The organism is Desulfovibrionales bacterium (genome assembly GCA_028715605.1).
Classification (GTDB): domain Bacteria; phylum Desulfobacterota; class QYQD01; order QYQD01; family QYQD01; genus QYQD01.
Window position 1 is genome coordinate 72,139 of record JAQURM010000001.1, and the last position, 25,357, is coordinate 97,495.

At 47.7% G+C, this 25,357-nt stretch carries 24 protein-coding genes; 6 read left to right on the forward strand and 18 right to left on the reverse strand.

The genetic code is table 11. The annotated features are described in order from the left end of the window. Window positions 1–23: 23 nt before the first annotated feature. The 11 genes from PHT49_00330 to PHT49_00380 all read right to left on the reverse strand — a co-directional run bounded on the left by PHT49_00330 (window position 24) and on the right by PHT49_00380 (window position 9,176). Window positions 24–1,391: a hypothetical protein gene (locus tag PHT49_00330; GenBank protein MDD5450337.1), complete on the reverse strand. Its 1,368-nt coding sequence runs from the start codon at window positions 1,389–1,391 to the stop codon at window positions 24–26. 130 nt (window positions 1,392–1,521) lie between these two features. Continuing rightward, window positions 1,522–2,706: an NAD-dependent epimerase/dehydratase family protein gene (locus PHT49_00335; protein MDD5450338.1), complete on the reverse strand. Its 1,185-nt coding sequence runs from the start codon at window positions 2,704–2,706 to the stop codon at window positions 1,522–1,524. Beyond that, window positions 2,706–3,818: a polysaccharide biosynthesis protein gene (locus tag PHT49_00340; protein MDD5450339.1), complete on the reverse strand. Its 1,113-nt coding sequence runs from the start codon at window positions 3,816–3,818 to the stop codon at window positions 2,706–2,708. The genes PHT49_00335 and PHT49_00340 overlap by 1 nt, the downstream gene beginning before the upstream one ends. 129 nt (window positions 3,819–3,947) lie before the next feature. Then, the gene (locus PHT49_00345; protein ID MDD5450340.1) at window positions 3,948–4,190 is read right to left on the reverse strand and encodes a Wzz/FepE/Etk N-terminal domain-containing protein; all 243 of its coding nucleotides are present in this window, start codon (window positions 4,188–4,190) and stop codon (window positions 3,948–3,950) included. A gap of 195 nt (window positions 4,191–4,385) precedes the next feature. Beyond that, a complete protein-coding gene (locus PHT49_00350) occupies window positions 4,386–4,616 on the reverse strand; it encodes a type II toxin-antitoxin system HicA family toxin (protein ID MDD5450341.1) in 231 nt (76 codons plus the stop codon). Then, window positions 4,609–4,878, reverse strand: a complete 270-nt coding sequence (locus tag PHT49_00355) for a type II toxin-antitoxin system HicB family antitoxin (protein ID MDD5450342.1) — start codon at window positions 4,876–4,878, stop codon at window positions 4,609–4,611. Before PHT49_00355 ends, PHT49_00350 begins: the two co-directional genes overlap by 8 nt. 142 nt (window positions 4,879–5,020) lie before the next feature. Beyond that, window positions 5,021–6,082 carry a hypothetical protein gene (locus PHT49_00360; GenBank protein ID MDD5450343.1) on the reverse strand — a complete coding sequence of 354 codons (1,062 nt, stop codon included), beginning with the start codon at window positions 6,080–6,082 and terminating at the stop codon, window positions 5,021–5,023. 125 nt (window positions 6,083–6,207) lie between these two features. Next, window positions 6,208–7,146 carry an SDR family oxidoreductase gene (locus tag PHT49_00365; protein MDD5450344.1) on the reverse strand — a complete coding sequence of 313 codons (939 nt, stop codon included), beginning with the start codon at window positions 7,144–7,146 and terminating at the stop codon, window positions 6,208–6,210. A 199-nt stretch (window positions 7,147–7,345) separates the two neighbouring features. Beyond that, window positions 7,346–7,960, reverse strand: a complete 615-nt coding sequence (locus PHT49_00370; GenBank protein ID MDD5450345.1) for a winged helix-turn-helix transcriptional regulator — start codon at window positions 7,958–7,960, stop codon at window positions 7,346–7,348. Window positions 7,961–8,197: 237 nt separating this feature from the next. Continuing rightward, the gene (locus tag PHT49_00375) at window positions 8,198–8,794 is read right to left on the reverse strand and encodes a UpxY family transcription antiterminator (GenBank protein ID MDD5450346.1); all 597 of its coding nucleotides are present in this window, start codon (window positions 8,792–8,794) and stop codon (window positions 8,198–8,200) included. A 178-nt stretch (window positions 8,795–8,972) separates the two neighbouring features. Beyond that, the gene (locus tag PHT49_00380) at window positions 8,973–9,176 is read right to left on the reverse strand and encodes a hypothetical protein (protein MDD5450347.1); all 204 of its coding nucleotides are present in this window, start codon (window positions 9,174–9,176) and stop codon (window positions 8,973–8,975) included. 312 nt (window positions 9,177–9,488) lie between these two features. Here PHT49_00380 and radA point away from each other — a divergent pair, with 312 nt between their 5' ends. After that, window positions 9,489–10,859, forward strand: a complete 1,371-nt coding sequence (gene radA, locus PHT49_00385) for a DNA repair protein RadA (protein MDD5450348.1) — start codon at window positions 9,489–9,491, stop codon at window positions 10,857–10,859. 75 nt (window positions 10,860–10,934) lie between these two features. On the opposite strand, the gene PHT49_00390 is transcribed toward radA, so the two are convergent. Next, window positions 10,935–12,356, reverse strand: coding sequence for an aminopeptidase (locus tag PHT49_00390; GenBank protein ID MDD5450349.1), 1,422 nt, complete (start codon window positions 12,354–12,356; stop codon window positions 10,935–10,937). Between the two features lie 186 nt (window positions 12,357–12,542). Here PHT49_00390 and rpsF point away from each other — a divergent pair, with 186 nt between their 5' ends. The 5 genes from rpsF (at window position 12,543) to dnaB (ending at window position 16,456) form a co-directional block, all read left to right on the forward strand. After that, window positions 12,543–12,935, forward strand: a complete 393-nt coding sequence (gene rpsF / locus PHT49_00395; protein MDD5450350.1) for a 30S ribosomal protein S6 — start codon at window positions 12,543–12,545, stop codon at window positions 12,933–12,935. Window positions 12,936–12,974: 39 nt separating this feature from the next. Further along, complete coding sequence (rpsR, locus tag PHT49_00400; protein ID MDD5450351.1) at window positions 12,975–13,223, forward strand: 30S ribosomal protein S18; 249 nt, start codon at window positions 12,975–12,977, stop codon at window positions 13,221–13,223. 62 nt (window positions 13,224–13,285) lie between these two features. Then, complete coding sequence (locus tag PHT49_00405; GenBank protein MDD5450352.1) at window positions 13,286–14,188, forward strand: DUF2232 domain-containing protein; 903 nt, start codon at window positions 13,286–13,288, stop codon at window positions 14,186–14,188. Between the two features lie 220 nt (window positions 14,189–14,408). Beyond that, a complete protein-coding gene (rplI, locus tag PHT49_00410) occupies window positions 14,409–14,855 on the forward strand; it encodes a 50S ribosomal protein L9 (protein ID MDD5450353.1) in 447 nt (148 codons plus the stop codon). Between the two features lie 236 nt (window positions 14,856–15,091). Next, a complete protein-coding gene (gene dnaB / locus PHT49_00415; GenBank protein ID MDD5450354.1) occupies window positions 15,092–16,456 on the forward strand; it encodes a replicative DNA helicase in 1,365 nt (454 codons plus the stop codon). A 10-nt stretch (window positions 16,457–16,466) separates the two neighbouring features. Here the strand turns inward: dnaB and lptD are convergent, their stop codons facing one another. The 6 genes from lptD to PHT49_00445 form a co-directional block, all read right to left on the reverse strand. After that, window positions 16,467–18,668, reverse strand: a complete 2,202-nt coding sequence (gene lptD, locus PHT49_00420; protein ID MDD5450355.1) for an LPS assembly protein LptD — start codon at window positions 18,666–18,668, stop codon at window positions 16,467–16,469. Between the two features lie 159 nt (window positions 18,669–18,827). Next, window positions 18,828–20,105: a bifunctional folylpolyglutamate synthase/dihydrofolate synthase gene (locus tag PHT49_00425; GenBank protein MDD5450356.1), complete on the reverse strand. Its 1,278-nt coding sequence runs from the start codon at window positions 20,103–20,105 to the stop codon at window positions 18,828–18,830. Window positions 20,106–20,119: 14 nt separating this feature from the next. After that, a complete protein-coding gene (locus PHT49_00430; protein MDD5450357.1) occupies window positions 20,120–20,881 on the reverse strand; it encodes a 3',5'-cyclic-nucleotide phosphodiesterase in 762 nt (253 codons plus the stop codon). 36 nt (window positions 20,882–20,917) lie between these two features. Further along, entirely contained in the window at window positions 20,918–23,188 is a 2,271-nt protein-coding gene (locus PHT49_00435) for an ATP-dependent helicase (protein MDD5450358.1), read from the reverse strand. A gap of 107 nt (window positions 23,189–23,295) precedes the next feature. Next, window positions 23,296–23,970, reverse strand: a complete 675-nt coding sequence (locus PHT49_00440; protein ID MDD5450359.1) for a rhomboid family intramembrane serine protease — start codon at window positions 23,968–23,970, stop codon at window positions 23,296–23,298. Then, window positions 23,970–25,313, reverse strand: coding sequence for an ATP-binding protein (locus PHT49_00445; GenBank protein MDD5450360.1), 1,344 nt, complete (start codon window positions 25,311–25,313; stop codon window positions 23,970–23,972). The genes PHT49_00440 and PHT49_00445 overlap by 1 nt, the downstream gene beginning before the upstream one ends. Window positions 25,314–25,357: the final 44 nt, after the last annotated feature.

A 25,357-nucleotide genomic window follows, 5' to 3' on the forward strand; every position in this document is an offset into this window, starting at 1 on the left:
TTAAGTGATTAGAACTGTGTCGATTAAGCACTCATGGATATTTGTATAAATTTACTTCCCCTCTTTTTACACTTCAGCCGCCCCTTTGCATCCGCACCAAACGAAGAAAGAACTCCCCGTATTTCATCAACGGTAAAATTATCAAACTTATGAGAAGTGTAATCACGCCAAACGCTGTTCCTCCGTATAACCATTGCTGCGACGTCTCGCAAAAAAAATAAGAGCCTGCCTGTATATTCATGATAGCATCTGTTATTATTCATACTGCTTTTGTATTTCTCCGACCTTCGGTTGGCTATAGATGATATCTCGTCAACCATCAATTTTGCAGACACAATATCACCAATATTCAATACGTAATCCGAATAATCTTTTTTAGGTGTCACGCAATGTTTTTTGGAGGAAGAATCAACCAAACAATCATGTACAGCCTTAACCAGTTCCTCAGGCGAAGAACATACCTTAGAACATTCAAAAGGAATTTCCTTCTCACTTAATGGATCCGCTTCAGGGCGCAAGGAGAACCTCGGAACATTAGCGGCATATGCTTCAACTGCAGTTGCACAATAATGATGAACAAGCGCTTCCGCTGCCAGTATCCACGGATGCACAGAGAAAATGTTACTTTCGACGTGAACGTTGTTAAATTCCCTGGCGAGTTTGACATAAACCTCTTTGTTCTCAGAGGGATGAGGTCTGACAACAATATCTGTGCCCGGACACTTTTTTGCGAGTAGAGGTATTGCCTCCAAAAATGAATGCAGGGTTTTTGTCTTGATCTTTTGATATCTTTTGAAATTATCGATAGATTCTTGGCTCTTAAGAACCTTTTTGTCAATTAAAGACTGGACATAATCAATGCCGGGCACAAAGTGGTTACAAGAGGGGAAAGAAGTACAGATTAATATGTACTTATTGTATTTTTTCCTTATAATAGCAATTTCTTTTTTGTAAACATTCGAAAATTCCGGTTTTAATAAATCAAATCTAGGGTGTCCTGTTATCTTAATTTTATGAGACAACTCCTTTTTATTAGATGAAATTATGTTTCGATTATCCGCTCCCCAGCTGAACAATAGATCTACGTATTCCATAGCTTTTGAAGAAATCCTCATATCTAAATACATATCATCAGTATAAGTAATGAGTCCCTCTTCTTCGCATACGACAACAATATTTCCTAATTCAAACAAGGTGCGATAAAAATTCTTATAATTCTCAGGAACACCTAATCCGAAGTATATGCCTGCAGGCATTCGCAAAACAAGTCTATTTAGATCGTTTTTCCTGCCCAAAATTACATTAAAGCCCTTTTCAGCCGCATATTTTGCAAGCAACACTTTTGAGTATAATTCTCTATTCTTAACTTCAACCGGAAGATATAAATTCATAAACATCTCAACGCGCTTTATTGCGCAACTGCCATTTTTTCGTTATTAGGGTTGTCTCCCCCAACCAGCCCTGAATCCATCATAAAATCAGGCAGACCCTCCCTCTCCGCTAATTAGTCTTTTGCGAAAACTACCATTTAACCCCCTTAAATATTACTTCCTTACGAATGTTACTTTTGTATTGCTCAACAACCGCCATCATATTTTCCAATAGTTCATGCGTGAGATAATGCGGCTTAACGCCCAGGTCCAAAAGCCCTTGGTAGCGCGGATTATAATAATGCCCTTCCGCTTCCTTGCGAGGATTTTCAAGATGATTTATCGTTACATCATAACCAAGCTTTTTAGCAACGTTCTGCGTCATCTCCGCCAACTGATTAACGCTGAAGGTTTCCATGATTTGGTTGAATATGCGCAATTCTCCCTGGGCAGGCGGATTTTTCATAGCGAGATGAACGCACTGTAATGTATCGTTGATATTCAAATATCCTCTTGTCTGACCGCCTTTTCCATATACGGTCAAAGGATAACCAATAATAGCCTGGACAATAAATCTGTTTACCACGGTTCCAAAGATTTCGTCGTAATTGAAAATTGTCTTCAGCCGGTCATCTATTTTAGATTCCTCCGTCTCAATTCCGTAAACCGGACCTTGCATAAGGTCAGTGACCCGCAGATTCCACATTCGAACGCCAAACCAGAGGAGATCAGTATCCATAATCTTTGATGTATGATAAAGAGAACTGGCCTGGCGCGGATAAAGAAATCTATCGCTTCTGCCGTTGTGCTCAATATTCAGCCATCCTTCCTCAATATCAATATTTGGGGTGCCATATTCACCCATGGTGCCAAGCTTTACAATATGTGTATTTCTCGAAAAGTCACGGACCGCAAACATCAGATTGTTTGTGACCAGCAGATTATTGGTAATGGTCAGATTGGCATAATGATAATTGAGAAGGGAATAGGGGGCAGACGGTTGTTCGGCATAATGCACTACGGTTTCAGGCATGCCTGTAAATTTTCTGTTAACAGCCCATGCGTAATCAATATTACCGGTAAAAAGAGAACGCATAAGAATTGGATCCGTCAGGTCGCCAATTACAACCTTGATTTCCTTTGCTGTGTGTTCGTGCCAGATTCTAGCCCGTTCAACCAAAGAAGGAACAGGGTAGAGCATTCCCACATCAAGCTCGAGACAGCTATTTCGCCGAAAATAATTATCTACCACCGTTACATCATAGCCCCGGTGAGAAAAATACATGGCGGTCGGCCAGCCCAGATAACCGTCACCCCCGAGAATTAATATGCGCATCAGGCCAGTTCCTCCCTTTCCCCTGGCCAATAGCATCGATCAGGGAGATCTGTCCGCTTGTTCTTCATCGACAATAGATCATTAGTTATTAAGAAGTTTCGCAACTCATCCGGGCTTAAGGGCGTTTCGTTTGCAGAGATGTAAGGATTTCTGACTTCGGTGGATACAATAACTGGGTAGCTATAGTTAATATTCCGATAGATGCCACGAAATGCAGGCAAGACGGCAAAGTAGAGAGGAAGCTCAATAGCCCGGCGGGTTTCTTCCAGGCTGAGGAGTTCCTCATACATTTTCTCCCCTGGTTTTGCTCCGATGTTGAGTATTTCAACACTAGCTGGTTCATGACCATATACGGGAGCAAGCTCCTGGATCATAACCTCAGCCAGATCCTTAATACGAATGACAGGCATTTTAGTGATAAAAACCTCCCCGCCCCGGGCTAAGCTGGCTGAATCGATAACTAAACGCACGGCCTCTCGGATGCTCATGATAAAACGGGTCATTTCAGGATCAGTAAGGGTAACTGGCCCTCCCTTCCTAATCTGTTCATGGAAAATAGGAATTACCGAACCGCGGGAACCAAGGACGTTTCCAAAACGGGTGGAGGTAAACAAGGGGCCTTTATTGCGAGAATTGCTATTGGCCGCAGTCATTAGTTTTTCGCCCATAAGCTTTGAAGTCCCCATTACATTAGTCGGGTTTACTGCTTTATCAGAACTGGTGAAGATAACCCTTTCCACATGGTTTTCACAGGCGGCATAGATAATGTTTTGGACACCAACGATATTGGTCTGTACGGCCTCAAAAGGGGATCTTTCGCACAAAATAACATGTTTGAAGGCAGCTGTGTGGAAAACAATATCAACGCCGTGCATTTTTCGGCATAATTTGTCCCGATCTCGTACATCTGCCAAGAAAAAACTGGCACGACTGTCGGATATAAACCGCTGCTCTAAAAAGAACAATCCACTTTCGTTGTTGTCCAGTGCTATGACTTCCGCAGGCTGGTAGTTATCCTCAAGGAGCTGACAAACCAGCTCGGAGCCTACGGTGCCGCAAGCACCGGTAACTAATATGCGTTTGTTGTTTAAGAATATATTCCGTTTATCCATTAATTATCTCAAAAACCTATGTCATTCATATACCGTTTCTCAAATTTGCTAAGTTTATGGCCTTTATCAGAATCACCAGTATGCGTTTGTAATGCGGGTCACCGTCACCTCATTAGTTATTTATTGATTTTATATTTTCTGGATAACCGTGCTTGCCATGCTTTCAGAGCCCACATTCCCTATGCTTCCTATTTTCAAAATCAGCTCAGAGCAGTAGCTCTTGGGGAGCAGAAAGCTTATGCCGGCAGCCGATATAGCGCAGAGGAGGGTAATAGACAAAATAAGCGCCTTTCTTTTCCAAAGAACTTCAAGATAAGCCCATAAGTCTATTTCGTCTTCGTAGATATCAGGAAGTCTTTCGTTGGTATTCATGGGGTCTCCTTAGCAAACTAACAAGCTGACAGGCTGGCAAGCCTGCAAGCCGATATTTTCATCTCCCTTTTATATCTTCAGGCATTCTCTTGAAGGGCAGGAATCAGCGTCGCATTTTCATTTATCATTTGACGCATACTTGGAAGCTCAGAGCTGAAGGCTTAAACGCATAAGGCAGAAGAAAGGCCTAGTTCTCTAAAGATATTCCCACTTTTCAAAAGAAATTTTCTTGCCTATCCCATGTTCAATCTCATTGAGAAGCATCTTAACTTGTGGAACAGAATATTCTTTGCTGCTTGGCAGAGTAAGTGTATATGTACCATAACGCATATAGAAATGACGTCCTCCCGGTTCGGGTAACCCGAAACCAAGTTTCTTTAACTTCCTTATGAAATCTCTTCGCTTACATGGTCTCCATTTAGCCATGGGCGACGGCCTCGGCCTTTGTTGAAGCAGGCATTCTTTTGTTCAGATTGATCCTGCCCATCACCGGCAAGTTATCACCATGTCTAATTTTTACGATCAGCCACCCCTCAAGCGCAGACCTCAATTCTTGCTGGCATTGGTACAGCGTTTCTCCAAAGGCGATTACTCCCGGACATCGCGGAATTTTACCGGAGAAACTACCATCTTCCAGCTTATCATAAGCCGCTTTGCTCATTGCTTTATTGATATATTCGATAAGCATACAAAATACCTCCTTGGGCAAGGTGGTCTATTTGGTTTGAGACTATTCTTTTGAGTGACTGTAGCAAGGAGCGGTAGCTCTTAGGGAGAAGAACGTTTCCCATTCCCAAGAGTTTAATTATCCGAGAATCTTTTCAAAATCCTCATTTAGGGGCACCGGGTTTCTTGGCCTGTTCCAGGGCGATCTCGCTTACGGCAGAAAGTGTGCGGGCCCCGGAAGCCCCTTCAATAGCCTTCACGGCGATGTTCTGTACCTTTTCATTGGCATCGGTCAGTTCCTGCATCAGGCGCTGGAGCTTTTCCTCCTGCTGTTTGACCGTGGCCTCCAGGGTCTTGATCCTGAGTTCAGCCACCCGTCGCTCCGTCTCCACATCTTTAGCCGCCAGTTGGGCCTCAATTTTGGCCTGGTCAGTGGCCTTCTTGTAAGCAGCCGCCTCCGTCTCCTTAACTGTCTTAGAAAGTTCTGCCGGGAATGACTCCACTTTCTTGGTCAGATCCTCAAGCTGCTTTTCCCTGGCCGCAATTAAGGCCTCTCTTTCTCCCAGCGTCTTTTCCTGATTGACCCGCATCTCTTCCAGTCTCGCCAGCAAGGTCTTCTTTTCCTCTTCATAGGCGTCCTTTTCCTTCTTGCGCTGCAGGGCCAGATTATACTGATATTCTTCCTCTTCGCGCTGCCGGAACTTCTTTAACTCGGCTTCTTTTTCTTTCCGGGCCAGTTCGTACTCTTCCTGTTCCTTCTTCCACTCCGCTTTTCTTCGTTCCATCTCCAGACGAAAGTTTTCTTCCCGTTCTTCCATTTCCGCTTCAAAAGTCTGGCGTCTTTCCTCGTGTTCCCGCACCAGTGCAGATAAGGTGTCCGCCGCCAGATGGATATCGTGCAGCTCCTCCAGGTTGGCTCTTTGTACGACAATAGCCTGTTGAATCTCCTTAAGTTTGTTTGCCTCCCCGACCAGTTGCTCGGAGAGTTCTGAAAGCGCCTTGCCCACCCCCAGATGGAGGTCGGCCAAGTCCTTCACAATGGATTCCACCGTGTATGTAGAGGCCTTTGCTACAACCTCTTTTTCGATCTTTTTCTGTTGTTCCACCTTTTTCTCCGGCAGACCGGTCTCGACCTTCTCTTCCAGTTTCTTCAGTAGCTCATTGTAGGCCTTGATCATCTCGGCCTTGGTCTGCTTCGTGCTCAATGGCTCGTATTTACCCGGCATGGCGTCCTCCTTTGCTATAAAGTTGAATCGCTTTTATGTGATTTCAAAAAATATTTAATTTTTTCAAGGACAAAAGACAGGTTGTGTTTTTTGGTCCTTTCTCCTTTCAAGCGGGAATACGCTCGCTATGCATGTTCAAAATATATAATGGTCTGTTTTAGGCCCTCTTCCAGGCCGATCTTCGGTTCCCAGCCGAGTTTCTCTCCGGCCAAGGTGATATCCGGTTGTCTCTGGATCGGGTCGTCCTGGGGGAGTGGTTTGAAGACGATCCTAGACTTTGAGTTGGTCAGGCCGATGATTTTTTGAGCCAGCTCCAGGATAGTAAACTCTCCTGGGTTGCCTAGATTAACCGGCCCGGTAAAATCATCCGGGGAGTCCATGAGGCGGACAAAGGCCTCGATCATGTCATCCACATAGCAAAAGGACCGGCTCTGAGCGCCATCGCCAAAGACAGTGATGTCCTTTCCAGAAAGGGCCTGCACTATAAAGTTGCTTACCACCCGGCCGTCGTTGGGGTGCATACGCGGGCCGTAGGTATTGAATATCCTGGCCACCTTGATGCGGAGCTTGTGCTGGCGGTAATAATCAAAAAACAAGGTCTCGGCACACCGCTTTCCTTCATCGTAACAGGAGCGAATCCCGATAGGATTGACGTTCCCCCAGTAGTTTTCCGGTTGTGGATGTATTTTCGGATCTCCATAGACCTCGCTGGTCGAGGCCTGAAGTATCTTGGCCTTGAGCCGTTTGGCCAGCCCGAGCATATTGATGGCGCCGTGTACGCTGGTCTTGGTAGTTTGGACCGGATCGTGCTGGTAGTGAATGGGACTGGCCGGGCAGGCCAGGTTGTAGATTTCGTCCACCTCAATATATAGAGGGAAGGTGATGTCATGACGCAACACCTCAAGGCAGGAGTTGGCCAAGAGGTGCTGAATATTCGCCTTCGTACCGGTAAAGAAGTTATCGACGCATATTACTTCATGACCGTCTTTGAGTAATCTCTCGCAGAGATGGGAACCAAGAAATCCGGCTCCGCCGGTAACCAGAATTCGCTTACGTAGGTGCATGTAGATAATCTCGCTTTCTTTATTATTAGGAGCTTAAGGGTTAAATTATTGCCAAGACGGCAAGGAAATTTTAGCCACAAAGGCGCCAAGACACAAAGCCATTCACGAATTCCTTCCGCAGATGCGCCGTAGGCGTGCGTGCCTTCATGGCTTTGTGTCTTCGTGGCAAATTTGGTTCTCCGCCTTCGGCGGATCCGGGTTAGGGATTAGACGCAAATTGGTGCGGCGCCAATGAGAGTAAATCAAAGATCATCCGCTCAGAGCCGCCGTTTTCTCTTATGTCTCTTATTTTTTCATCACAGTCTTCTATAGTGGTTATAAATATCGCGGCCTCGGGTAGCGTGGAAAGGTCCTCCGGCGAACAGATCGGATGACCGAAGAAGGTACCCCCTTCTTTTTCCCTGTCAATTATACCCACCAGTGTTATGGAGCTTCCGTACAAACAGTGGTACAACAATTCCGCTGTCTCTCCGGCGCCGTAAAAAATGATTGCCCGGATGCGGTCATTCTCAATTTCCCGGAGTCTTTTCTGAATAGCTTTTCTTATATCCCGGTAAAACCTGAAACAATAGTCGAAGTACTCCGCAACCAGGCGTGATTTTGCATCCCGGCCTTTAGGCGTCAATACGTATGCTGAATGCCTGGACGGCAGGACACAAACCTCGAAATACCCCTCTCTGACAGCGCGTTTTATAAAGAGGTTGATGAGGCCGAGGGATATATTGAGCCTTTTTGACAACTCCCGCTGGGTCACGCGGCCGTTTTGTTCAACGGCATCAAGCAGGCGCAAAAAATGACGTTTTTCTCTTTCCATTATTGAAGCTCCCTGCAGTCCGCCTTGGGCGGACAGGGAATCTCCGTATGCAAGGTATAGACATCGTATCCGCTCGCATTCCCCGCAGCAAGCAACGGGGAATGCGCTCGCTGTGCATGTTCAAGAGATGCGTAATGGGTTATGAGTGATTAGCAAGAAGAGGACATAGCTCCGCTTTGTCGGTTACATACGTATTACCTGGTAACCGATTAAGGGGTGATTGATGGGTAGGTTAAATCACAGCGGCGTTACATCCGCCGCATCCAGTTCTACAGAAACAGATCGTTGCAAAAGTTCAAGAGAGATAACCAGCCGGTCTTTCCCTGTATTCATACGAACCAGTAAACCCTCACACCCTTCAAATGGCCCTTTGCGGACACGCACCCTCTGGCCGACCCGGAGATAGGCAAACGGCAAGATCTGCTCACCGGATGCGATAACAGTCTTTAGTGATTCAATCTGGATATCGGGTATGTCCACCGGGCGTTGGTTGTTTTCTCCGAGAAAGCGAACTACACCATTTATTTTTAAGACCTCAAGGGCGTTATAAGGGGTAAAATTGATTCTTATGAAGATATAGCCAGGGAATAGCGGCACCTGGATTTTTAGCTTCCGGTCTTTTCTACGACTCCACCGGGTAACACAGGGGAAGAAATTTTCAATAGATTTTTTTTGTAATTGAGACCAGATGGTAAACTCGTGATGGCATCGGGTATAGATGGCATACCAACCGGGTGAAGGCGCCAGACAGGTTTGATCCGGAACGGTTCCAAGGCATGCCTGATTTTGTCCTGAGATATCTTCGTCCCTGAAGAATGGTTGATAGTTTGACATATCCACGCTCGATTTTCGGCACCCAAGGCGTTCAGTTTGTGAACACTATAGGAACACGAATAACTTGTCAAGCAAAAACGCTAACAATTGGAATAAATCAGGGCGTGGCTGAGGCGTTACAATGGCCATATCTCTGGGTGGCTACTTGGTTATGGCCTGAGAACAGGATTGGGTAGGATTAGAATATAGTGAATTTTTCTTTAGCCACCCAGATGTCGTCCCCGGCCTTTACCGAGATATGGGCCTGACTTTTCAGTACCCTGACCAGGAGATCGTTTTGGCGCTCCAGGAGGATGCCGGCGAAGACCTTATTTTTCCGGTCGTCCCAGCAGGGCTCAATCTCGGCCGGGATGAAAAACCCATATTTTTTGTAGTGCGGCATGGTGTCACCTCTTGATTGAGTAATGTTTCACAATTAAATACCGCAAGACAAATCCTTTGTCAAGCATATTTTGTGAAAAAAAGAACAACACAATTTTCGGTGAATTCGCAAAAAAGCCTTTTCACCGCTGAGTACGCAGAGCCCGCAGAGAAAAATATAAACTATTCAAGGGGTTATCTCAGCGTTCTCCGCGATCTCTGCGGTAATTTTTTTACTTTTTACGAAGACATCAAAATTGGATGCCTCTATTATTATTTGACCATTTCCTGCAAAAAGATATAAAGTCCAACGTTAGGAAAAGAGGAGCTGCCTTTGAAGACAAAGAGTGTACGAACTACATTTAATTGCCAGGTCTGTGGTTACCAGAGCATCAAGTGGCTGGGCCGTTGTCCGGACTGCGGCGAATGGAATACCATGGTAGAGGAAACGGTAGTGAAGGACGCCGGGTCTGGCGCCGTAGCCATGGGTCTCAGTTCAGCAGATAAGCCGACGGCCATAAACGAGATCGCCCTGACTGAAGAAAAGCGCCTGTCCAGCGGCAGTACAGAACTGGATCGCGTCCTGGGAGGTGGACTGGTTTCAGGTTCCATCGTACTTATCGGCGGTGACCCGGGCATCGGGAAGTCCACCCTTCTCCTTCAGATGCTCTATCACGTGAGTTGTGGAAGGGCAAGAATTTTGTACGTCTCAGGCGAGGAGTCCGTCAAACAGATCCGATTGCGGAGCGAACGAATCGGGGCCGTCCATCCGAACATGTACATTGTTACGGAAAGTTCTGTAGAAAAAATTATGGGCCTGTTTCAGGATATAAAGCCTGACCTTCTAGCTGTTGATTCCATTCAAACCCTCTATACGTCTGAAATAGGGTCTGCCCCGGGAAGTGTCAGTCAGGTACGGGAATCAGCCGCCAAACTTATGGTGCTGGCCAAGGAGACCGGCGTGCCGGTCATCCTGATCGGGCATGTGACTAAGGACGGGACCTTAGCCGGTCCGCGTGTCCTTGAACATATGGTGGATGCCGTCCTCTATTTTGAGGGAGACCGGGGACATGCCTTTCGTATCCTGCGCACGGTTAAAAACCGCTACGGCTCGACCAATGAGATCGGTGTCTTTGAGATGAAAGACCGCGGGCTGATGGAAGTAGCCAACCCCTCGGAGATCTTTCTGGCGGAACGCCCGGTGGAGGCCTCGGGATCGGTGGTCGTACCCTGTTTGGAAGGGACGCGTCCTATCCTGGTAGAGGTACAGGCTTTGGTGAGCCCCGCCGGGTTTGGTATGCCCCGTCGTACTGCCATCGGCGTCGATCCACAGCGGGTATCACTACTTGTGGCCGTCCTGGAGAAAAAAGTCGGCCTTATGCTGCACGACCGGGATATCTATGTGAATGTGGCGGGCGGAATCCGGATCGATGAACCGGCGCTGGATCTGGGGGCGGTAGTGGCTATTGCATCGAGCTTTTTGGACCGGCCGGTTGATCATAAGATGGTGGTCTTTGGTGAGGTGGGTCTGGCCGGAGAGGTGCGTGGGGTAAGCCAGGTGGATATACGGCTGACAGAGGCCGCCAGATTGGGTTTTACACGTTGCCTGCTTTCCCGAAACAATCTCGATCAGGCCAGGGAAGGGCAGGTTATCAGCCTGACCGGCGTCTCTAATCTCCAGGAAGTCATGGAGAATATATTCTAGCTATCGGCTTTCAGCTATCAGCCGTCAGCAAAATATAAGGTAAACAACATAAAGCTGAATGCTGAATGCTCATTGTTAAGTAGCCTGCAAAAATGCCCGGAGGGCCTTGTAAGTCATATAGAGATCGCCCTTATGAGCAACCTCAAAAGGCGAGTGCATGGAGAGGAGCGGCGCACCCATATCCACGATCTCCATACCATAAGTAGCCAGGAACTTGGCCACGGTGCCTCCGCCTCCCTCATCAACCTTTCCCATCCCGGCGGCCTGCCAGACGACCTTGTTTTCATTTAGAATCTTTCGAATCCAGCCCATATATTCGGCATTGGCATCGCTGGCCCCGTATTTGCCTCCGGATCCGGTGTACTTGGTCAGACACACGCCATAACCCAGTTTGGCATCATTTCTCTTTTCATGGACATCCTGAAAATCCGGATCTATGGCCGCATTAACATCGGCCGATATGGCCTTGGAGCGCATTAAACAGGCATCGATGGTGTCTGCCTCGATGGGAAGTTTGGTTAACCTGGCCAGGTCAAAGACAAAGCTTTCCAGGAACCTGGACTTGGCCCCGGTACTGCCGTCACTACCGATCTCTTCTTTATCCAGAAACAGGGCGATGCAGGTATAGGCCGGATCTTTTATGGACAACATGGCCGCCAGGCTGGCATAGGCTGAGGAACGATCGTCCTGCCCGTAAGCGCCGATCATGCTGCGATCCAGACCTATCTCCCTTGCTCGGCCGGCCGGGACCACCTCCAGCTCTGCGCTGATGAAGTCTTCTTCTACGATGCCCAAATTTTCTTTTAAATAAGCCAAAATCTGTAATTTAAAACGCTCCTTGGCCTCTTTCTCCGGAAAAGGAAGGCTTCCGATCAGGACGTTTAGTTTTTCACCGATGATTATTTCGGGTAGTTTTTTCTCATATTGCGTGCGCCGGGCCAGGTGGGGCAAAAGGTCGGTTATGGTGAAGACGGGATCGCCCTCTTCTTCACCGATCGCTACCTTCACCCTGGATCCATCCGTCTTGATAATGACGCCGTGCAGGGATAGCGAGCGGGTTACCCACTGGTATTTTTTAATGCCCCCATAATAGTGGGTCTTCAGAAAAACCAGGTCTCCATCCTCATAGAGTGGTTTTTGTTTTAGATCGAGGCGCGGGGCATCCAGGTGCGAGGTTACGATACGCAATCCGTCCGAGAAAGGACGTTGACCAATAACCGCAAGGGCCATGCATTTTCCTTTATGTATCCGATATACCTTAGTCCCTTTCGCGGCCGCCTCTACCGGCACACACCCCTGGCCGGAGACCTTTTCTACTATGGTTTCTACGGCCTCCCGTTCGGTCTTGGCGGCGTCCAGAAAAGCCATGTATTCCCTGGCAAAGGAGAAAACCGCCTTTTTGTCCTCATCATCGACTGCATCCCAGACCAGCCGGGTGGAAATGGTCAGTTCTTCCTGTAGCCGCTTTATATCTTTTACCGTCTTTTTTCGCGCCATAGTAGGTCACCTCTCCCATCCTTTCCCGTTTTCCTAACATAATCACAGGTAGGGGTCAAGATGGAAAGAGAAGTCCTATTTCTAAAAAATCCTTGACAAGGCTGGCTTACATGGTTATTACAGGCATACATTGCTCCTTGCCCCTGCACTAAGGCAGTGGCCAAAAGTCCATAAGGAGGTTCTATAATGGGAGTCCCAAGGAGATACGAAACTATTTTTATTGCCAAGCCAAATCTGTCCCCTGATGATCTCAAAAATCTGGCCGACAAGATGAGAGATATCATGGTTCAGAGTGGCGGCCAGATCGTTAAGTTTGATGAGTGGGGTGTAAAGCGCCTGGCCTATGCGGTCAAGAAGCATAATCAAGGCTTTTATTTCTTCACTGACTACGCCGGCACCCCGGATTTGGTCAAAGAACTGGAAAGAAATCTTAAGATCGACGACCGGGTGATAAAGTACCTAACGGTCAAAATAGAAGATGCCCTCCATGCGGAGTCGCTCCAGGTAGAAGCCGAAGAAGAAAAAGCGAAAGAAGAACCGGCTTCGGTGGATAAACCACCTGCGGAAGTAGCCGAGTAATCCCGTAGGGTAAGAAAATGACCTTGACAAGGAGGCATCATGGCTAATTATAATCCAAGAAAGAGAACATTTATCCGTCGCAAGATATGTCGTTTCTGCGCCGACCGTAACTTGAAAATCGATTATAAGGATTCCCGCACCCTTAGATTCTTTATTACCGAAAGAGGCAAAATTTTACCGAAGCGTATCTCCGGTAATTGCGCCGTACACCAACGCCAACTTACCTTGGCCATTAAGCGCGCCCGTAATATTGCCCTGTTACCATACACGATTACTATCACTAAGTAGGAATACGTGGTTTGGAAGAGAGCGCTGGCGGAATCCCTTGGAAAGATATCCTCCGGGGGACAATGGTGGTTTCTTTCTTTTGCTTATCCCCGGGGGCCATACCAATCTTAGGTAGCATCCTAGGGATGTTTACGCCTATAGCTACCCTTTTTTATCTGGTCAAACTAGGATGGGGCTATGGCCTGGCAGTCCTGGGCATCGCCCTTATCTTTTCCATCTTTTTGTGGCCCTTGGCTGGAAGTGGCTCTGAGTACTTTTTTGTAGAAATTCTAATATTAGGGCCAGTCCTCTTTAGCCTCCTCAAGAGGGGTTTTTCCATCACTAAAACAGTAGGTTATGCTACCGGCCTCTTGCTTTTATTGCTATCCGCATACCTGATCTTATGGGGCATTAAGACCGGACATAATCCTTATCAAGTCGTAGGTTCTGAAATTAACCGTGGCATGGAATCCTCCCTTCGTTTTTATAAGCAGTTAAACCTTCCCGAGACCACCGTGGGAGCTATGAGAGATGCCTTACAGGATATTAAAATACTGGTGGCCAGGTTTTGGCCGGGCTTTTCCGCAGCCTCTTTATTGGTATTGGTATGGATGAATGTCTGGCTTGGTGACCGCATCCTGGAGCGCTATGGTTCAGTAAACTTTCAATTTGGCGATCTGTCGCAATGGAGCCTTCCGGAAGTTCTCGTCTGGTTAGTCATCTTGGGCGCCGGGTTGGCCCTCCTACCCTACCCCGGTCCACAGACTGTGGGCATAAACCTTCTGATTTTTTTTGCTATGGCCTATCTTTTCCAGGGCTTGGCTATAGTAAGTTTTTATCTCAAAAAACATGGATTTTCCCGCTTTAAAAGGATATTATTATACAGCTTAATCTGGATTCAGACCTACATGATAATAATTGTAGCGGTGGTGGGGCTGTTTGACATATGGGCGGACTTCCGGAGATTGAAGAAAGTAGCGGATTAAACTATTCACCGCAGAGACACAGAGGGCACAGAGAAAGAATTAAGCGGCAGACAGCTATCAGCATTCGGTAGTCAGCTTACCGTGTTGTTTGTCTCAGTTTTTGAGGAGTTCAAGTTCCCCCTTTCGCAAAGGGGGATAAGGTAGTCAATGGTCAGAAGTAAAAGCTGAAAGCTGATGGCTGAATGCTGACAGCTAAACAAAGTGGTAAAGGGGGTATCTTATGCAGGTCATACTAATAGAAGATATAAAGGCCATGGGCAAAGAAGGGCAAATAATAAAGGTTACCGATGGCTATGCCCGGAACTTTCTTTTGCCTCAAAGCAAGGCATTAGAAGCCACACCCAAAAATATAGCCCTCTGGGAAAAAAAGAAGGCTGAGATACGATCCAGACTGGAGAGGGAAAAGGCTAAGGCCGTTGAACTATCTAAAAAAATAGAGTCCGGCTTGTGTACCATTAAACACAAAGTAGGTAAAAATGACAAACTCTATGGCTCGGTAACTACATCCGATATAGCCGATTGTCTTGCGGCGCAGGGTATTAACATAGATCGTAAGAAGATACAGATGGCCGAACCCATAAAGAGTCTGGGGGAGTTTTCCGTATCTATAAGGCTTTATCCTGGAGTTACGGCTACTGCCAGGGTACAGATTGTAACGGGTGAATGAGTAGAGATGGAAACTGTCATGCCTTCGCTTCACAACTTGCGCAGTGACCCTTTCGGGACTCGCAGGCGGGGAACATTTTCCCCTTCCCGCCTCTAAAGGGCGGGTTTTCCCCTACCTGCTCGCCCTCGAAGGGCGCCCCACTGCTTCAGCAAGTTTCGCTCAGAAACAACGGTTTCCATAAAAATAAAGAAATCCTATAGGAAAAATGGTAGAGTTAAGAGCACGATAGGTAGTTTATGGCTAGAAAGACAAGAGAAACTATAACCCCTCCGGCCAGGGTTCCGCCGCAGAATATCGAGGCTGAGCAGTGGGTCCTAGGCGGCATCTTAATCGAAAACGGGGCGCTCTTCCGGGTCTTAGAAGTAATCTTGGGAGAAGAGTTTTACCGGGAGGCACACCGCAAGATATTTGCCGCCATGCTGGGTCTCTATGAAAAAAATGAGCCTCAGGACATCGTCACGGTATCGGATTTCCTCCGCAATAGAAATGAGCTGGAAGACGTAGGGGGTATGTCCTATTTAGCCACGTTAGCGGATACCGTACCCACTGCTGCAAACATCGTCCATTATGCAAAGATCATAAGGGAAAAAGCCATCTTACGCGCCCTGATCCAGAAAACCTCAGAGATCAGCTACCGCTGCTATGAAAAGCACGACGATGTGGATAATATCCTCGATGAGGCCGAGCAGGCCATCTTTGAAATTTCGCAGGCCAAGGTCAAGCAATCTTTTTATCCAATAAAACATATTATAAAAGACAGCTTTAAAAAAATCGAACAGCTTTATGAGCGTAAGGAGCTTATAACCGGTGTCCCCACTGGATTTGATGATATAAATAAGCTCACAGCCGGGTTTCAACCTTCGGATCTTATAATTATCGCCGGCCGTCCCAGTATGGGCAAGACCTCCCTGGCCCTGAATATTGCGCAACATGCCGCTATTAAGGCAAACATCCCGGTGGCCATCTTTTCCCTGGAGATGTCTAATGAACAATTGGCAATGCGCATGCTCTGTGCCGAGGCCACGGTTGATGCCCGAAGTGTGCGAACCGGTTTTTTGACTGAAAAAGATTGGCAGAAGTTGACGCAGGCGGCCAGTCACCTTTCGACCGCACCAATCTTCATTGATGATACCCCGGCGATTTCCATACTGGAGATGCGCGCCAAGGCCAGGAGGCTGAAATCGGAGCATGGCCTGGGATTGGTTATAATCGACTACCTGCAACTGATGCGTAGCAGAGGGCCTGTTGAACGGCGGGAACAAGAAATATCCGAGATCTCCCGCTCCTTAAAAGCCATGGCCAAAGAACTCCATGTGCCCGTGGTTGCCCTTTCCCAGCTCAACCGGCGGGTGGAAGAAAGGCCGAACAAGCGGCCTCAATTGTCGGATTTGAGGGAGTCCGGCGCCATCGAACAGGATGCTGATGTCATCATGTTCATTTACCGGGACAAGGTCTATAACAAGAATAGCGATGATATGACTGCCGAAGTCATTATCGGTAAGCAGCGCAATGGTCCTACCGGCCTGGCTAAGCTAACCTTCCTCGAACAATATTCATGCTTTAAGGATCAGTCTCCTGCTGATCTCGCTGTACAAACTTGAACACAGGCTTCTAGCGGGCTCCTGAGAATGCCAGCGGGCCAAAATCACCCACCCCATAAAGAGAAAAGAGGACAAAGAAGCGGCGATCTTCTCGTGTCTTGCTAAACTGGACACTGACCCCCCAGCACTGGGCCTGGTAATTAAGGCCGGCCTTTGATTCCAGATTCTTATCTAAATCCAGAGAACGTCTGTTTTCATAATTAACGGTAACGGCCGGGGTCACAACCACCGAGAGACCTGTATTGAGTTCATGCAAACTGCCTTTTGTGTAACGATAATCGACAGAAAGGCTGTCTCTGCGCTTATCTGAAAGCCTCAACAATCCGTTATAACTCTCACAGGTGCTATCATATGTATTATAAGATGTATCATACCGGGCATATATCCTGTCTGTGGGGGCAAGCTCGGCCTCCAAAGACACATTGGAAAATGGCCGCCGCCTTTCTTCGGCAGCCAATAGCCGGCGTTCCTCTCTGATATTGTAGCTCTGACTCAGTTTAAGACGGAAAATATCTTTATAGACCGACCCGCCATCATCTCTGACCTGCTTGGTGGTCAGGTAGTTTGTCAGCGAATAGGTAACGATATTTTGAGAGCTTATACGATCAACGTCATCCAGATTGGGTAGGTCGTTCTGGTCCTTGGTCGGCAGGTAATCATAAACCACCGATGGTTTAATGGTATGCTTGATCTTGGTTATTGATTTCCCGGCCAGCTTAAAGACCCGGCCTACTTCGGTGGAAAGGTCGGCCTGGAAGTTATGGAGGGTGCGTATGGGCCGGTCTTTTTTTATCTGCGCGGCATAAGAGTCATCGCCATAGTTTTTCACATCATAGACCGTCTCCCTGACGCCAAAAAGACCCTGAAGATCGAGATAGGGACCGATCCTCAGCGGCCAGGAGATCTTGGGATAGATATCAAGGCGATGCATACCGACGCCCTGTTTACGCCAGTAGTGGATATAGTCGATATTTCCTTCATAATAGAGCGGCGTATCGGGTAGGGCCTGCCTGGAGGCCTGAAAATTGAGCGAAGGCAGGACTTGCAGGGTAGTCTCACGCTCGGCGCGGTTAAGGTTATCATAGTACTTACACTGCCCGGATAAGTAAAAATTCGTCCACCGTCTGTTTACCTGGGCGGTCGATTCTCTGACTAGAGCGGTCTTATCCGCCAGACTCCGGCCGAAATTATCGAGAATCGCCTGATTGGTCTTGGTAAAACCGGTGAGGCCGTCATCAAACTCATGGAGATAGTCACGATCGCTTACCAGGTCCAAATCCAGGATGGTCATGATATCCAGCGGGAGGTATTGATCTATCTTGCCCCGTATCCACCAACGGTTTCTGCTGCTGCGAAAGACCCCGTCCTTGTCGTAGTCGTCGTCTTCCAGGCGGTCATGGAGATAGTTGGCCAGCAGGATGCCCTTAGAATTTTGATCGCCGGCATAGCGATATTCCACCCCTTCCATCCACCCCCGTTTAGACAGGTAATGTTGGTAAAATGTGGCATCAGAACAGGGATCGATGGCCCAATAAAAAGGTAGATTCAAACTCAGCCCATCCCTTTCACCGTAAGAAAACTCCGGGAATAATAACCCGGACTGCCTCTTCGTTTTCGCCGGTAACACAAGATACGGGCTGTATATGACAGGGAGAGACCTGACCCAGAAGGCCGAATGTTGAGCCTTTGCATAACCCTCCACGGTTACGTCCAGGTGGCTGCAGGAAAACCTCCAGGCGGGACGTTCTCCGTCACAGGTAGTAATGACGGCCTCCTTAAGACTATATTGATCCTCAGCTACGCGCACTATCTCTGCCGCCTTCAGGTGTACATTATTTTTCTTTAGGAACAATCCTCCGGGCTTGACCGTACCGGTTTGTCTATCCAGATTTATCTCGCCTTCTTCCCCGGTGAGGATGTCTTCCCCCATAGTGATATTCAGATGTCCCTTGGCCCAGGCCAGGCTATCCACCCGGCGATAGCGTATGTAATCGGCCCTTACCTCCATATCGCCACGGCTGAGGATAACGTTACCTTCAGCTATAATTATCTTTCCATCTTCCAACGTGGTAACCTTGTCGGCGTACATAAGCCACGGCTGATTATCGGGGCTTGCGCCTCCTTCAATGGCAATAGCATTTGTCGGCAGTACGGTAAGATAGAGCAGGCATAGGGATAAAATAATCGGGGTTAAGAGAAGCCGGATGGGCAATTGTCACAAACCTCTGCACCTGTAGGCAACGTCACTGGTCATTAGTCATCGGTCATTGGTTAAGCCTGGAAGACTGCTCACTTTTACCAGTGACAAATGACTATTGACTAATGACATTCACTAGTAGTGAGAGGTTACTATCATATCAGAAGCTTTCTTTCAATGAAGAAATGAGGATTGTATTATCTCGCGGGCTTCGCCGATCAGATATAGAGAACCCGCGATGCAGATGAGGTCGTTTTCTTCGGCCAGTATTTTGGCTTTGTTAATGGCCTCAGAGACCTGACTAGTCAGATAAACCGCTCCGTCAAGGAGTCCCGTCTGGGCTGAAAGCATATCCGGATCCGCAGCCCTTCTATTCCGGGGCTTTGTAAAGATGATGGCCTGGGCCATAGGCGCAAGTTGCTTTAACATGGCCCGGTGATCTTTATCCGCCATCCCTCCCCAGATCAGGATTAACCGATTATAGACAAAATCCCTGGACAGTGCCCGGCAAAGGGTCTTTACCCCGGACGGATTATGGGCTCCATCAATCAATATGGTAGGGCTCCCATCAAATACCTCTTGCCGTCCGGGCCAGTTAACCTCCTTTAAGCCTTCACCTATCGTTTTTTCATCTACAGATAACCCTTTGCTGCCCATGAGTTCTATGACAGCCAGGGCTAAGGCAGCATTGCCAAGCTGGTGTTGCCCCTGTAATTTGACTTCGAGGCCGGTCAGTTTACGCCACATTCCTTGATAGGAAAATCCGTTCATCCCAACCCGGCGGATGCGAAAATGCTGCCCGAAGACATAAATAGGGTTATCAAAGGCTAGGCAATTTTGTTGAATAATGCCAAGCAATTTAGGCTGGTGAACGCCGGTAACCAGGCTAAGTCCTGGTTTGATGATCCCGGCCTTCTCTTTGGTTATAGAAAACAGAGAACTGCCCAAATGGGCCTCATGGTCACGGCCAATATTGGTGATGACCGCCAACTCCGGAGTGAGAACATTTGTGGCATCCAGCCGCCCCCCCATGCCCGTCTCCACAATAGCTAAATCCACCTTTTCCTGGGCAAAGAGTAAAAAGGCCGCGGCCGTGGTAAATTCAAAATAGGTTACTGGGATATCCGCGGCCAGAGCGGCCTTGACCTCCGTAGTCAGCCGATAAAAACGCTCTTCCGAAATGATACGCTCATTAATACGAAATCTTTCCCGGATACTGACCAGGTGAGGTGAGGTATAAAGACCGACTTTATATCCTGCTTCGGTAAAAACGGCCGAAAGCATGGCGCTTACAGAACCCTTGCCATTGGTTCCGGCGATATGCACAGATTTAAACTGACGGTGGGGATTCCCCAGGGCAGCAAGCAGGGTGGTGATATTTTTCAATCCTAGCTTGATGCCAAAGAATTCCAGACTGGTTACGTAATCAACGGCTTCTTGATAATTATTCATAATAGAACCACAGGTTATATAATGATAAGGTCGCCCTGTGTCAAGGGCTTTACCAGGAAGGGGGAAAGATATTTTAGCTCCTCTTGAATACGTTCCAGATGCATGGGTTTCATATGAAAGACATAGACGGGCACGTCCGGGCGATTCATTTTAGATAGTTCCTTATGCAGCAGGGCCGGGGTAAGGTGACCGCTTAGTGCCGCCAACTCACGCAACTCGTCAGGAAATGATACCTCCACGATAACCGCACGGAGGTCTTTAAGGGTTCGCGCCAGATCCCAGATGCGCTGCGTGGCGCCGGTGTCCCCGGTATAAATTATGGCGCCATTACAGTCTCTAACTATGTAGCCTACCGCTTCTACCGTGTGGTCCACCTTAACTGCCTTACAGGTAATTTCGTTTAGCTGAATGTCCTTTTCCTCATCAAGACAGAGACAATGTAAAGCCGGGCCTCTCTCCGGTATGACCGTAAAGTCAGGCCAGATTGAATTATTAAGTATATGTACCTTAATCTGTTCAATAATCGCGGGTAAACTGGCGATACATATCGGGTGGTGATTTTGTTCGATAATGTTGTCAGCCAGGAAGAGGATGTCTTTAATGTGATCTAAATGGGAATGGGTGATGAGGATATGGGTTATCTGCAATTGCTCTTCGAGACTAAGTACGGAAGTTATGGCCCCGGCATCCAGCAGTAACCCCTTGTTGATCAAAAAAGAGGTGGGCCGAAAACCGGGCAGTTCAGAGCCATAGCATCCCAGGACTCTTATTTCCATCGCTCACCGTGCTACAACTGGATTTTTATGAAAGCATTATCCGTACCTTACTACAGATAAAGTCGTATATCCAAGGTGGAGGGTTTTGAGCCCGGTCCCTTCAAAGTGCACAACCACCTTTTGTCCATCCAGGACCTGTATTATCCGGCCGGTCCCAAATATAGTATGGTGTACACGCGCCCCTGCCTGTAGCATTTCATTTTTTGTCTCTAATCCAACCCCGGCGTCTCCGTCTATTATTTTGTCTGTTGTTCCTTGTCCATTGTCGGTAGTCTGCGGTCTGAAGTCTCTGGTCTCTGGTCTGCGGTCTGTAGTCTCGAACATAGATCGTGGGATATCATTTATAAAACGGGATGGCCGGGCCATAATATGACCGTCTTTCGGGGTATAGGTAGAAATCGGATAGGAAAGGAAAAGGGTTTCTTTGGCCCTGGTCACGGCTACATACATTAATCTTCTTTCTTCTTCTATGGCCTCATCGGACTCACAGGCATAACTGGAAGGAAACCGCCCCTCGGCGAGGGATATAATAAAAACAGTGTGCCATTCCAGCCCCTTGGCCGAATGTATGGTGGATAGGGTCAATCTCTCTGTATCTCTGTCACTCATAGCGATATCGGCTGCACCGGTCTCCGGAGGTTCCAGGACCATATCGGCCAATAATGCCTCCAGCGATTCATAATTATTTGTAATAACGGCCAATTGTTCCAAATCCTTTAATCTTTTAGGGTAGTCGTCATAATATATGCGCCTTAAAATCGGTTCGTAGTAAGCCGTTAACCGCTCCAGGCGCTCCTGGGGTTTCAATCCCGGCGTGCTGATAGCTTCCAGCGCCTTGCAAAGATTCGCAAGACCTTCTTCAATCCGGGGGCCGATGGGATATTCTCCAAGGCGGGAAATGGAAAACCCTGTATCCCTTAGCCAATCCATTATGCGCTGGCACGTTTTATGGCCGATGTTATTTATTAAAAGCAGAATACGATGCCAGCTTAACAGATCACAGGGATTCACCACCACGCGGAGGTGCGCCAGCACGTCTTTGATATGAGCGGCTTCCATAAGCTTAAGTCCGCCATATTTAACAAAGGAAACCCCCGCCTTAGTAAGTTCAAGCTCTAAATTAAAAGAATGAAAGCCTGCCCTGAAAAGAACCGCTATCCCGGATAGGGGGACGCCGCTTTTTCTTAGGGATTGTATCCTTTCGCATATAAAACGTGATTGGGCATTTTCATCCGGGACCGGTACCAGACAAGCGCTGACTCCGCTTGGCCGGCGCGTGAAAAGGCATTTAGTATATTTTTCCCTGGCCTTGGCAATAAGGGAATTGGCCAGGGACAATATCTGTTGGGTGCTGCGATAGTTTTCTTCTAATTTTATGATGCGCGTCCCGGGGAAGTGGTTTGGGAACTCCATGATATTCTTAAAATTAGCCCCCCGGAAGGAATAGATAGACTGAGAGTCATCGCCTACCACCATGACATTGTTGTGGGTGGCCGCCATAAGCCGGACAATATCGGCCTGGAGCCTGTTGGTATCCTGATATTCGTCCACCATGATATACTGGAAACGCCGGGAAACCAGGTCACGGATATCGGATCGCTCTTCCAGGAGATTCTTCCATTTAACCAGCAGGTCGTCATAATCCATGAGTTGATGGCTATTTTTATATTCTGTATAAAGAAGATATAAATTTTTCAAGGCCTCGCTATGTTCCATGAAATGGGAAAACTCTTCCTCCAGGGCCTGTTCTATAGTTATAGCCTTATTGGCTGCCTTGCTGAATATCTCGGCGATGGTATTCTTTTTGGGGAAACGCCTGGCCTTTTCATCCAGGCCAAGGCTTAACCGGAGCAAATTGATAGCGTCTGCGCTGTCGGAGCGATCCAGGATGGTGAAAGAAGGGGAAAAGCCAATATGGTGGCTGAATTTTCGGAGCATCTGGTTGGCCAGAGAATGAAACGTACCGCCCCTCACCTGCTGACAGGTGTCTGAAAGTATGAGGCTGGCCCGCTGCAGCATCTCCCGCGCCGCCCTGCAGGTAAAGGTCAGCAGCAAGATAGACTGAGGCGGGATGCCTTTTTCAACCAAGCTGGCTACCCGATAGACCAAGGTGCGCGTCTTGCCGCTGCCCGCACCGGCTATAACCAGAGCAGGACCGGTAAGTATGCGTACAGCTTCTAACTGTTGAGGATTCAGGGCTTTTTCGTAGTCAATCCCCCCTAAACCCTCGTCTTTCCCCAAGGGTGGAATGGCTTCTATATTCCTTTGAAACTCATAGGGCATAAATATCTCGCTATTGAACGTCATTAGTCAATAGCCGACAGTCAATAGTCATTGGTCACTGGTCATTAATTTCATTGACTAGTGACTATTGACCGATGACTTCTTCCTGTGACCGGTGACGTTGTCCATAGTTACCGGTGACGTTTCTTAAAAATCCAGATCAGGCCTGCACCGGTGATAAAGCCTCCTATGTGCGCGAACCAGGCTACACCTCCTGCCAACGCGTGGGTGGTTATGGCCAAACTGCCACTGAAGAATTGCATAATAAACCAAAAGGCGAGAAAAAAGAAGGCGGGAATCTCTATTATCTGAAAAAAGAAAAAGATGGGGATCAATGTCAAAATACGGGCATGGGGATATAGGAAGAAGTAAGCGCCCATGATACCGGCGATGGCGCCACTGGCCCCCACCATCGGCATTCTTGCGTAGGGATTGACCCAGAATTGAGTCAGCGCCGCGGCTATCCCACAGGCCAGGTAGAAGAGGATGTAACGCAGATGTCCCATGCGGTCTTCGACATTATCTCCAAATATCCACAAGATCCACATATTGGAGATAAGATGCACCCAACCGCCGTGCATGAACATGGAAGTAAAAATGGGATATATCCGCAGGGGAATATTTGCCGGAGCCACCTCGGAAAGGTATTGATATACCGCCGGCGTAAATCCATAATGCAAAATGAATTTTTCTATATATGGCCCCAGGGAAAGTTCATAAATGAAAACCAGGGTGTTGAGAATAATTATAGAGACATTGACCAGAGGCCAGCTACGGGAAGGGATGTTATCTCTTAGGGGGATCATTAATTATTGGAGCAGGGAAGGATGAAATAGAAATTGTTTCCCTCCGGAACCGGTTCATAGCCCACCACGCCGCCGTGTACCTCGATGACGCTCTTTATAAAGTGTAGGCCGTGTCCGGTGCCTGATTGACCTGTGGCATTGGCGCCGCGGTAGCCTTCATCGAAAATACGGGCCGCCTCTTCCGGTGCAAGGTGAGGGCCGGTTGTAAATACGTTGAATTTAATCCCGCACTTACCCTGGCCGAAACAATCACTGATCCGCTCCCGACCAAAGGCCAGGCGCTTCACACGCCGGCCGTCAGCGGCTATTACTCCCTGCGTGTACTTGACGGCATTAGAGAACAGATTGGCATAGACCTGTGCTATTAAACCGGCATCGACGGTAAGTTCGATATCCTCTTCCGGTATCCCGCCCATACGGTTATCAATCTCAACGCCCCTGTCTATTAGTTGTTTTTGGTAGCGTTCCAACTGGGGGGTGATAATATCCCGGTTAAAGTTGATATGACTTTTTCGCAGGGTCCATTGCCCGCGCTCGAAATGCCCGCGACGGAATAAGGTCTCCAAAAACAGGCTGGTGTTTCTGTAATGCTGATAGACCTGCTCATAGTCCTGCTTCATTTTATTTGTCAATTCATCCAGTTGATCTAAGATGCCGTCCGGGTAATCTCTATTTTCAACTAAAACCCGGGAGAGCGTCTCTCTCAATTTATTTTCAACCACCTGACATTGCGCTATCTTTTTTTGGAGGTTTTTAAAAAACACCTGGTAGTAAATGTTGGGCGTAATTACATTGTGTTCAATATCAGCCACCAAGCTGTTTATAAACTTGATGTGGTCGATATTTTGTTGCCAGACGATCTTGGCATTGATGTTATATCCGATACGGTTTGCGTATTTTTGGAAGAAAAATTTATCCTGATCGGCAAAACCTCTTGCCGGAAACACTTCAAGCATGCCGATAAGCTGGTCTTTGGCATAGAATGGTAGTCTTTCCGTCAGGAGGCGGTTGCCTTTGATAGGAAAGACGTAAGACTCATCGGCCAGGTAGGCCTGATTTTCTATACGTACGGCCGCATTGGTATCCGATTCTTCAAGATAGAGGTCTTTGGCGCTGGAACAGACCAGCCTCAAGTTATTTACAGGACTGACCAGGTAGAGCCTGCTTTCCAGGTTAAAATATTCCTTCGGGACTATAACGCAGACCCGGTAGAGATTCTGTAGGGTATCGTATTCCTGGGCCAGGTCAAAAAAAGTCTTTAAGGCATTGCTTTGTATCTCTGAAAAATTATACCGCGCGTAATCTCCCCTCTTTTCCTGGACGCGTCTTCTAACCAGATCCATATCCGCTGAGATGGCCACTTCTCTATCCTTACCCCTGTTAATTA

Excerpts from the sequence above, each read along its gene's own strand:
- PHT49_00345 (MDD5450340.1), bottom strand. The coding sequence starts at position 4,190 with ATGAATACCAACGAAAGACTTCCTGATATCTACGAAGACGAAATAGAC.
- PHT49_00440 (MDD5450359.1), bottom strand. The coding sequence starts at position 23,970 with ATGATCCCCCTAAGAGATAACATCCCTTCCCGTAGCTGGCCTCTGGTC.
- PHT49_00350 (MDD5450341.1), bottom strand. The coding sequence starts at position 4,616 with ATGGCTAAATGGAGACCATGTAAGCGAAGAGATTTCATAAGGAAGTTA.
- PHT49_00360 (MDD5450343.1), bottom strand. The coding sequence starts at position 6,082 with ATGCCGGGTAAATACGAGCCATTGAGCACGAAGCAGACCAAGGCCGAG.
- PHT49_00370 (MDD5450345.1), bottom strand. The coding sequence starts at position 7,960 with ATGGAAAGAGAAAAACGTCATTTTTTGCGCCTGCTTGATGCCGTTGAA.
- PHT49_00445 (MDD5450360.1), bottom strand. The coding sequence starts at position 25,313 with ATGGATCTGGTTAGAAGACGCGTCCAGGAAAAGAGGGGAGATTACGCG.
- PHT49_00375 (MDD5450346.1), bottom strand. The coding sequence starts at position 8,794 with ATGTCAAACTATCAACCATTCTTCAGGGACGAAGATATCTCAGGACAA.
- PHT49_00390 (MDD5450349.1), bottom strand. The coding sequence starts at position 12,356 with ATGGCGCGAAAAAAGACGGTAAAAGATATAAAGCGGCTACAGGAAGAA.
- rpsR (MDD5450351.1), top strand. The coding sequence starts at position 12,975 with ATGGCTAATTATAATCCAAGAAAGAGAACATTTATCCGTCGCAAGATA.
- PHT49_00340 (MDD5450339.1), bottom strand. The coding sequence starts at position 3,818 with ATGGATAAACGGAATATATTCTTAAACAACAAACGCATATTAGTTACC.
- PHT49_00330 (MDD5450337.1), bottom strand. The coding sequence starts at position 1,391 with ATGAATTTATATCTTCCGGTTGAAGTTAAGAATAGAGAATTATACTCA.
- rplI (MDD5450353.1), top strand. The coding sequence starts at position 14,409 with ATGCAGGTCATACTAATAGAAGATATAAAGGCCATGGGCAAAGAAGGG.
- PHT49_00380 (MDD5450347.1), bottom strand. The coding sequence starts at position 9,176 with ATGCCGCACTACAAAAAATATGGGTTTTTCATCCCGGCCGAGATTGAG.
- PHT49_00430 (MDD5450357.1), bottom strand. The coding sequence starts at position 20,881 with ATGGAAATAAGAGTCCTGGGATGCTATGGCTCTGAACTGCCCGGTTTT.
- dnaB (MDD5450354.1), top strand. The coding sequence starts at position 15,092 with ATGGCTAGAAAGACAAGAGAAACTATAACCCCTCCGGCCAGGGTTCCG.
- PHT49_00335 (MDD5450338.1), bottom strand. The coding sequence starts at position 2,706 with ATGCGCATATTAATTCTCGGGGGTGACGGTTATCTGGGCTGGCCGACC.
- PHT49_00405 (MDD5450352.1), top strand. The coding sequence starts at position 13,286 with ATGGTGGTTTCTTTCTTTTGCTTATCCCCGGGGGCCATACCAATCTTA.
- PHT49_00365 (MDD5450344.1), bottom strand. The coding sequence starts at position 7,146 with ATGCACCTACGTAAGCGAATTCTGGTTACCGGCGGAGCCGGATTTCTT.
- PHT49_00435 (MDD5450358.1), bottom strand. The coding sequence starts at position 23,188 with ATGACGTTCAATAGCGAGATATTTATGCCCTATGAGTTTCAAAGGAAT.
- PHT49_00355 (MDD5450342.1), bottom strand. The coding sequence starts at position 4,878 with ATGCTTATCGAATATATCAATAAAGCAATGAGCAAAGCGGCTTATGAT.
- PHT49_00425 (MDD5450356.1), bottom strand. The coding sequence starts at position 20,105 with ATGAATAATTATCAAGAAGCCGTTGATTACGTAACCAGTCTGGAATTC.
- rpsF (MDD5450350.1), top strand. The coding sequence starts at position 12,543 with ATGGGAGTCCCAAGGAGATACGAAACTATTTTTATTGCCAAGCCAAAT.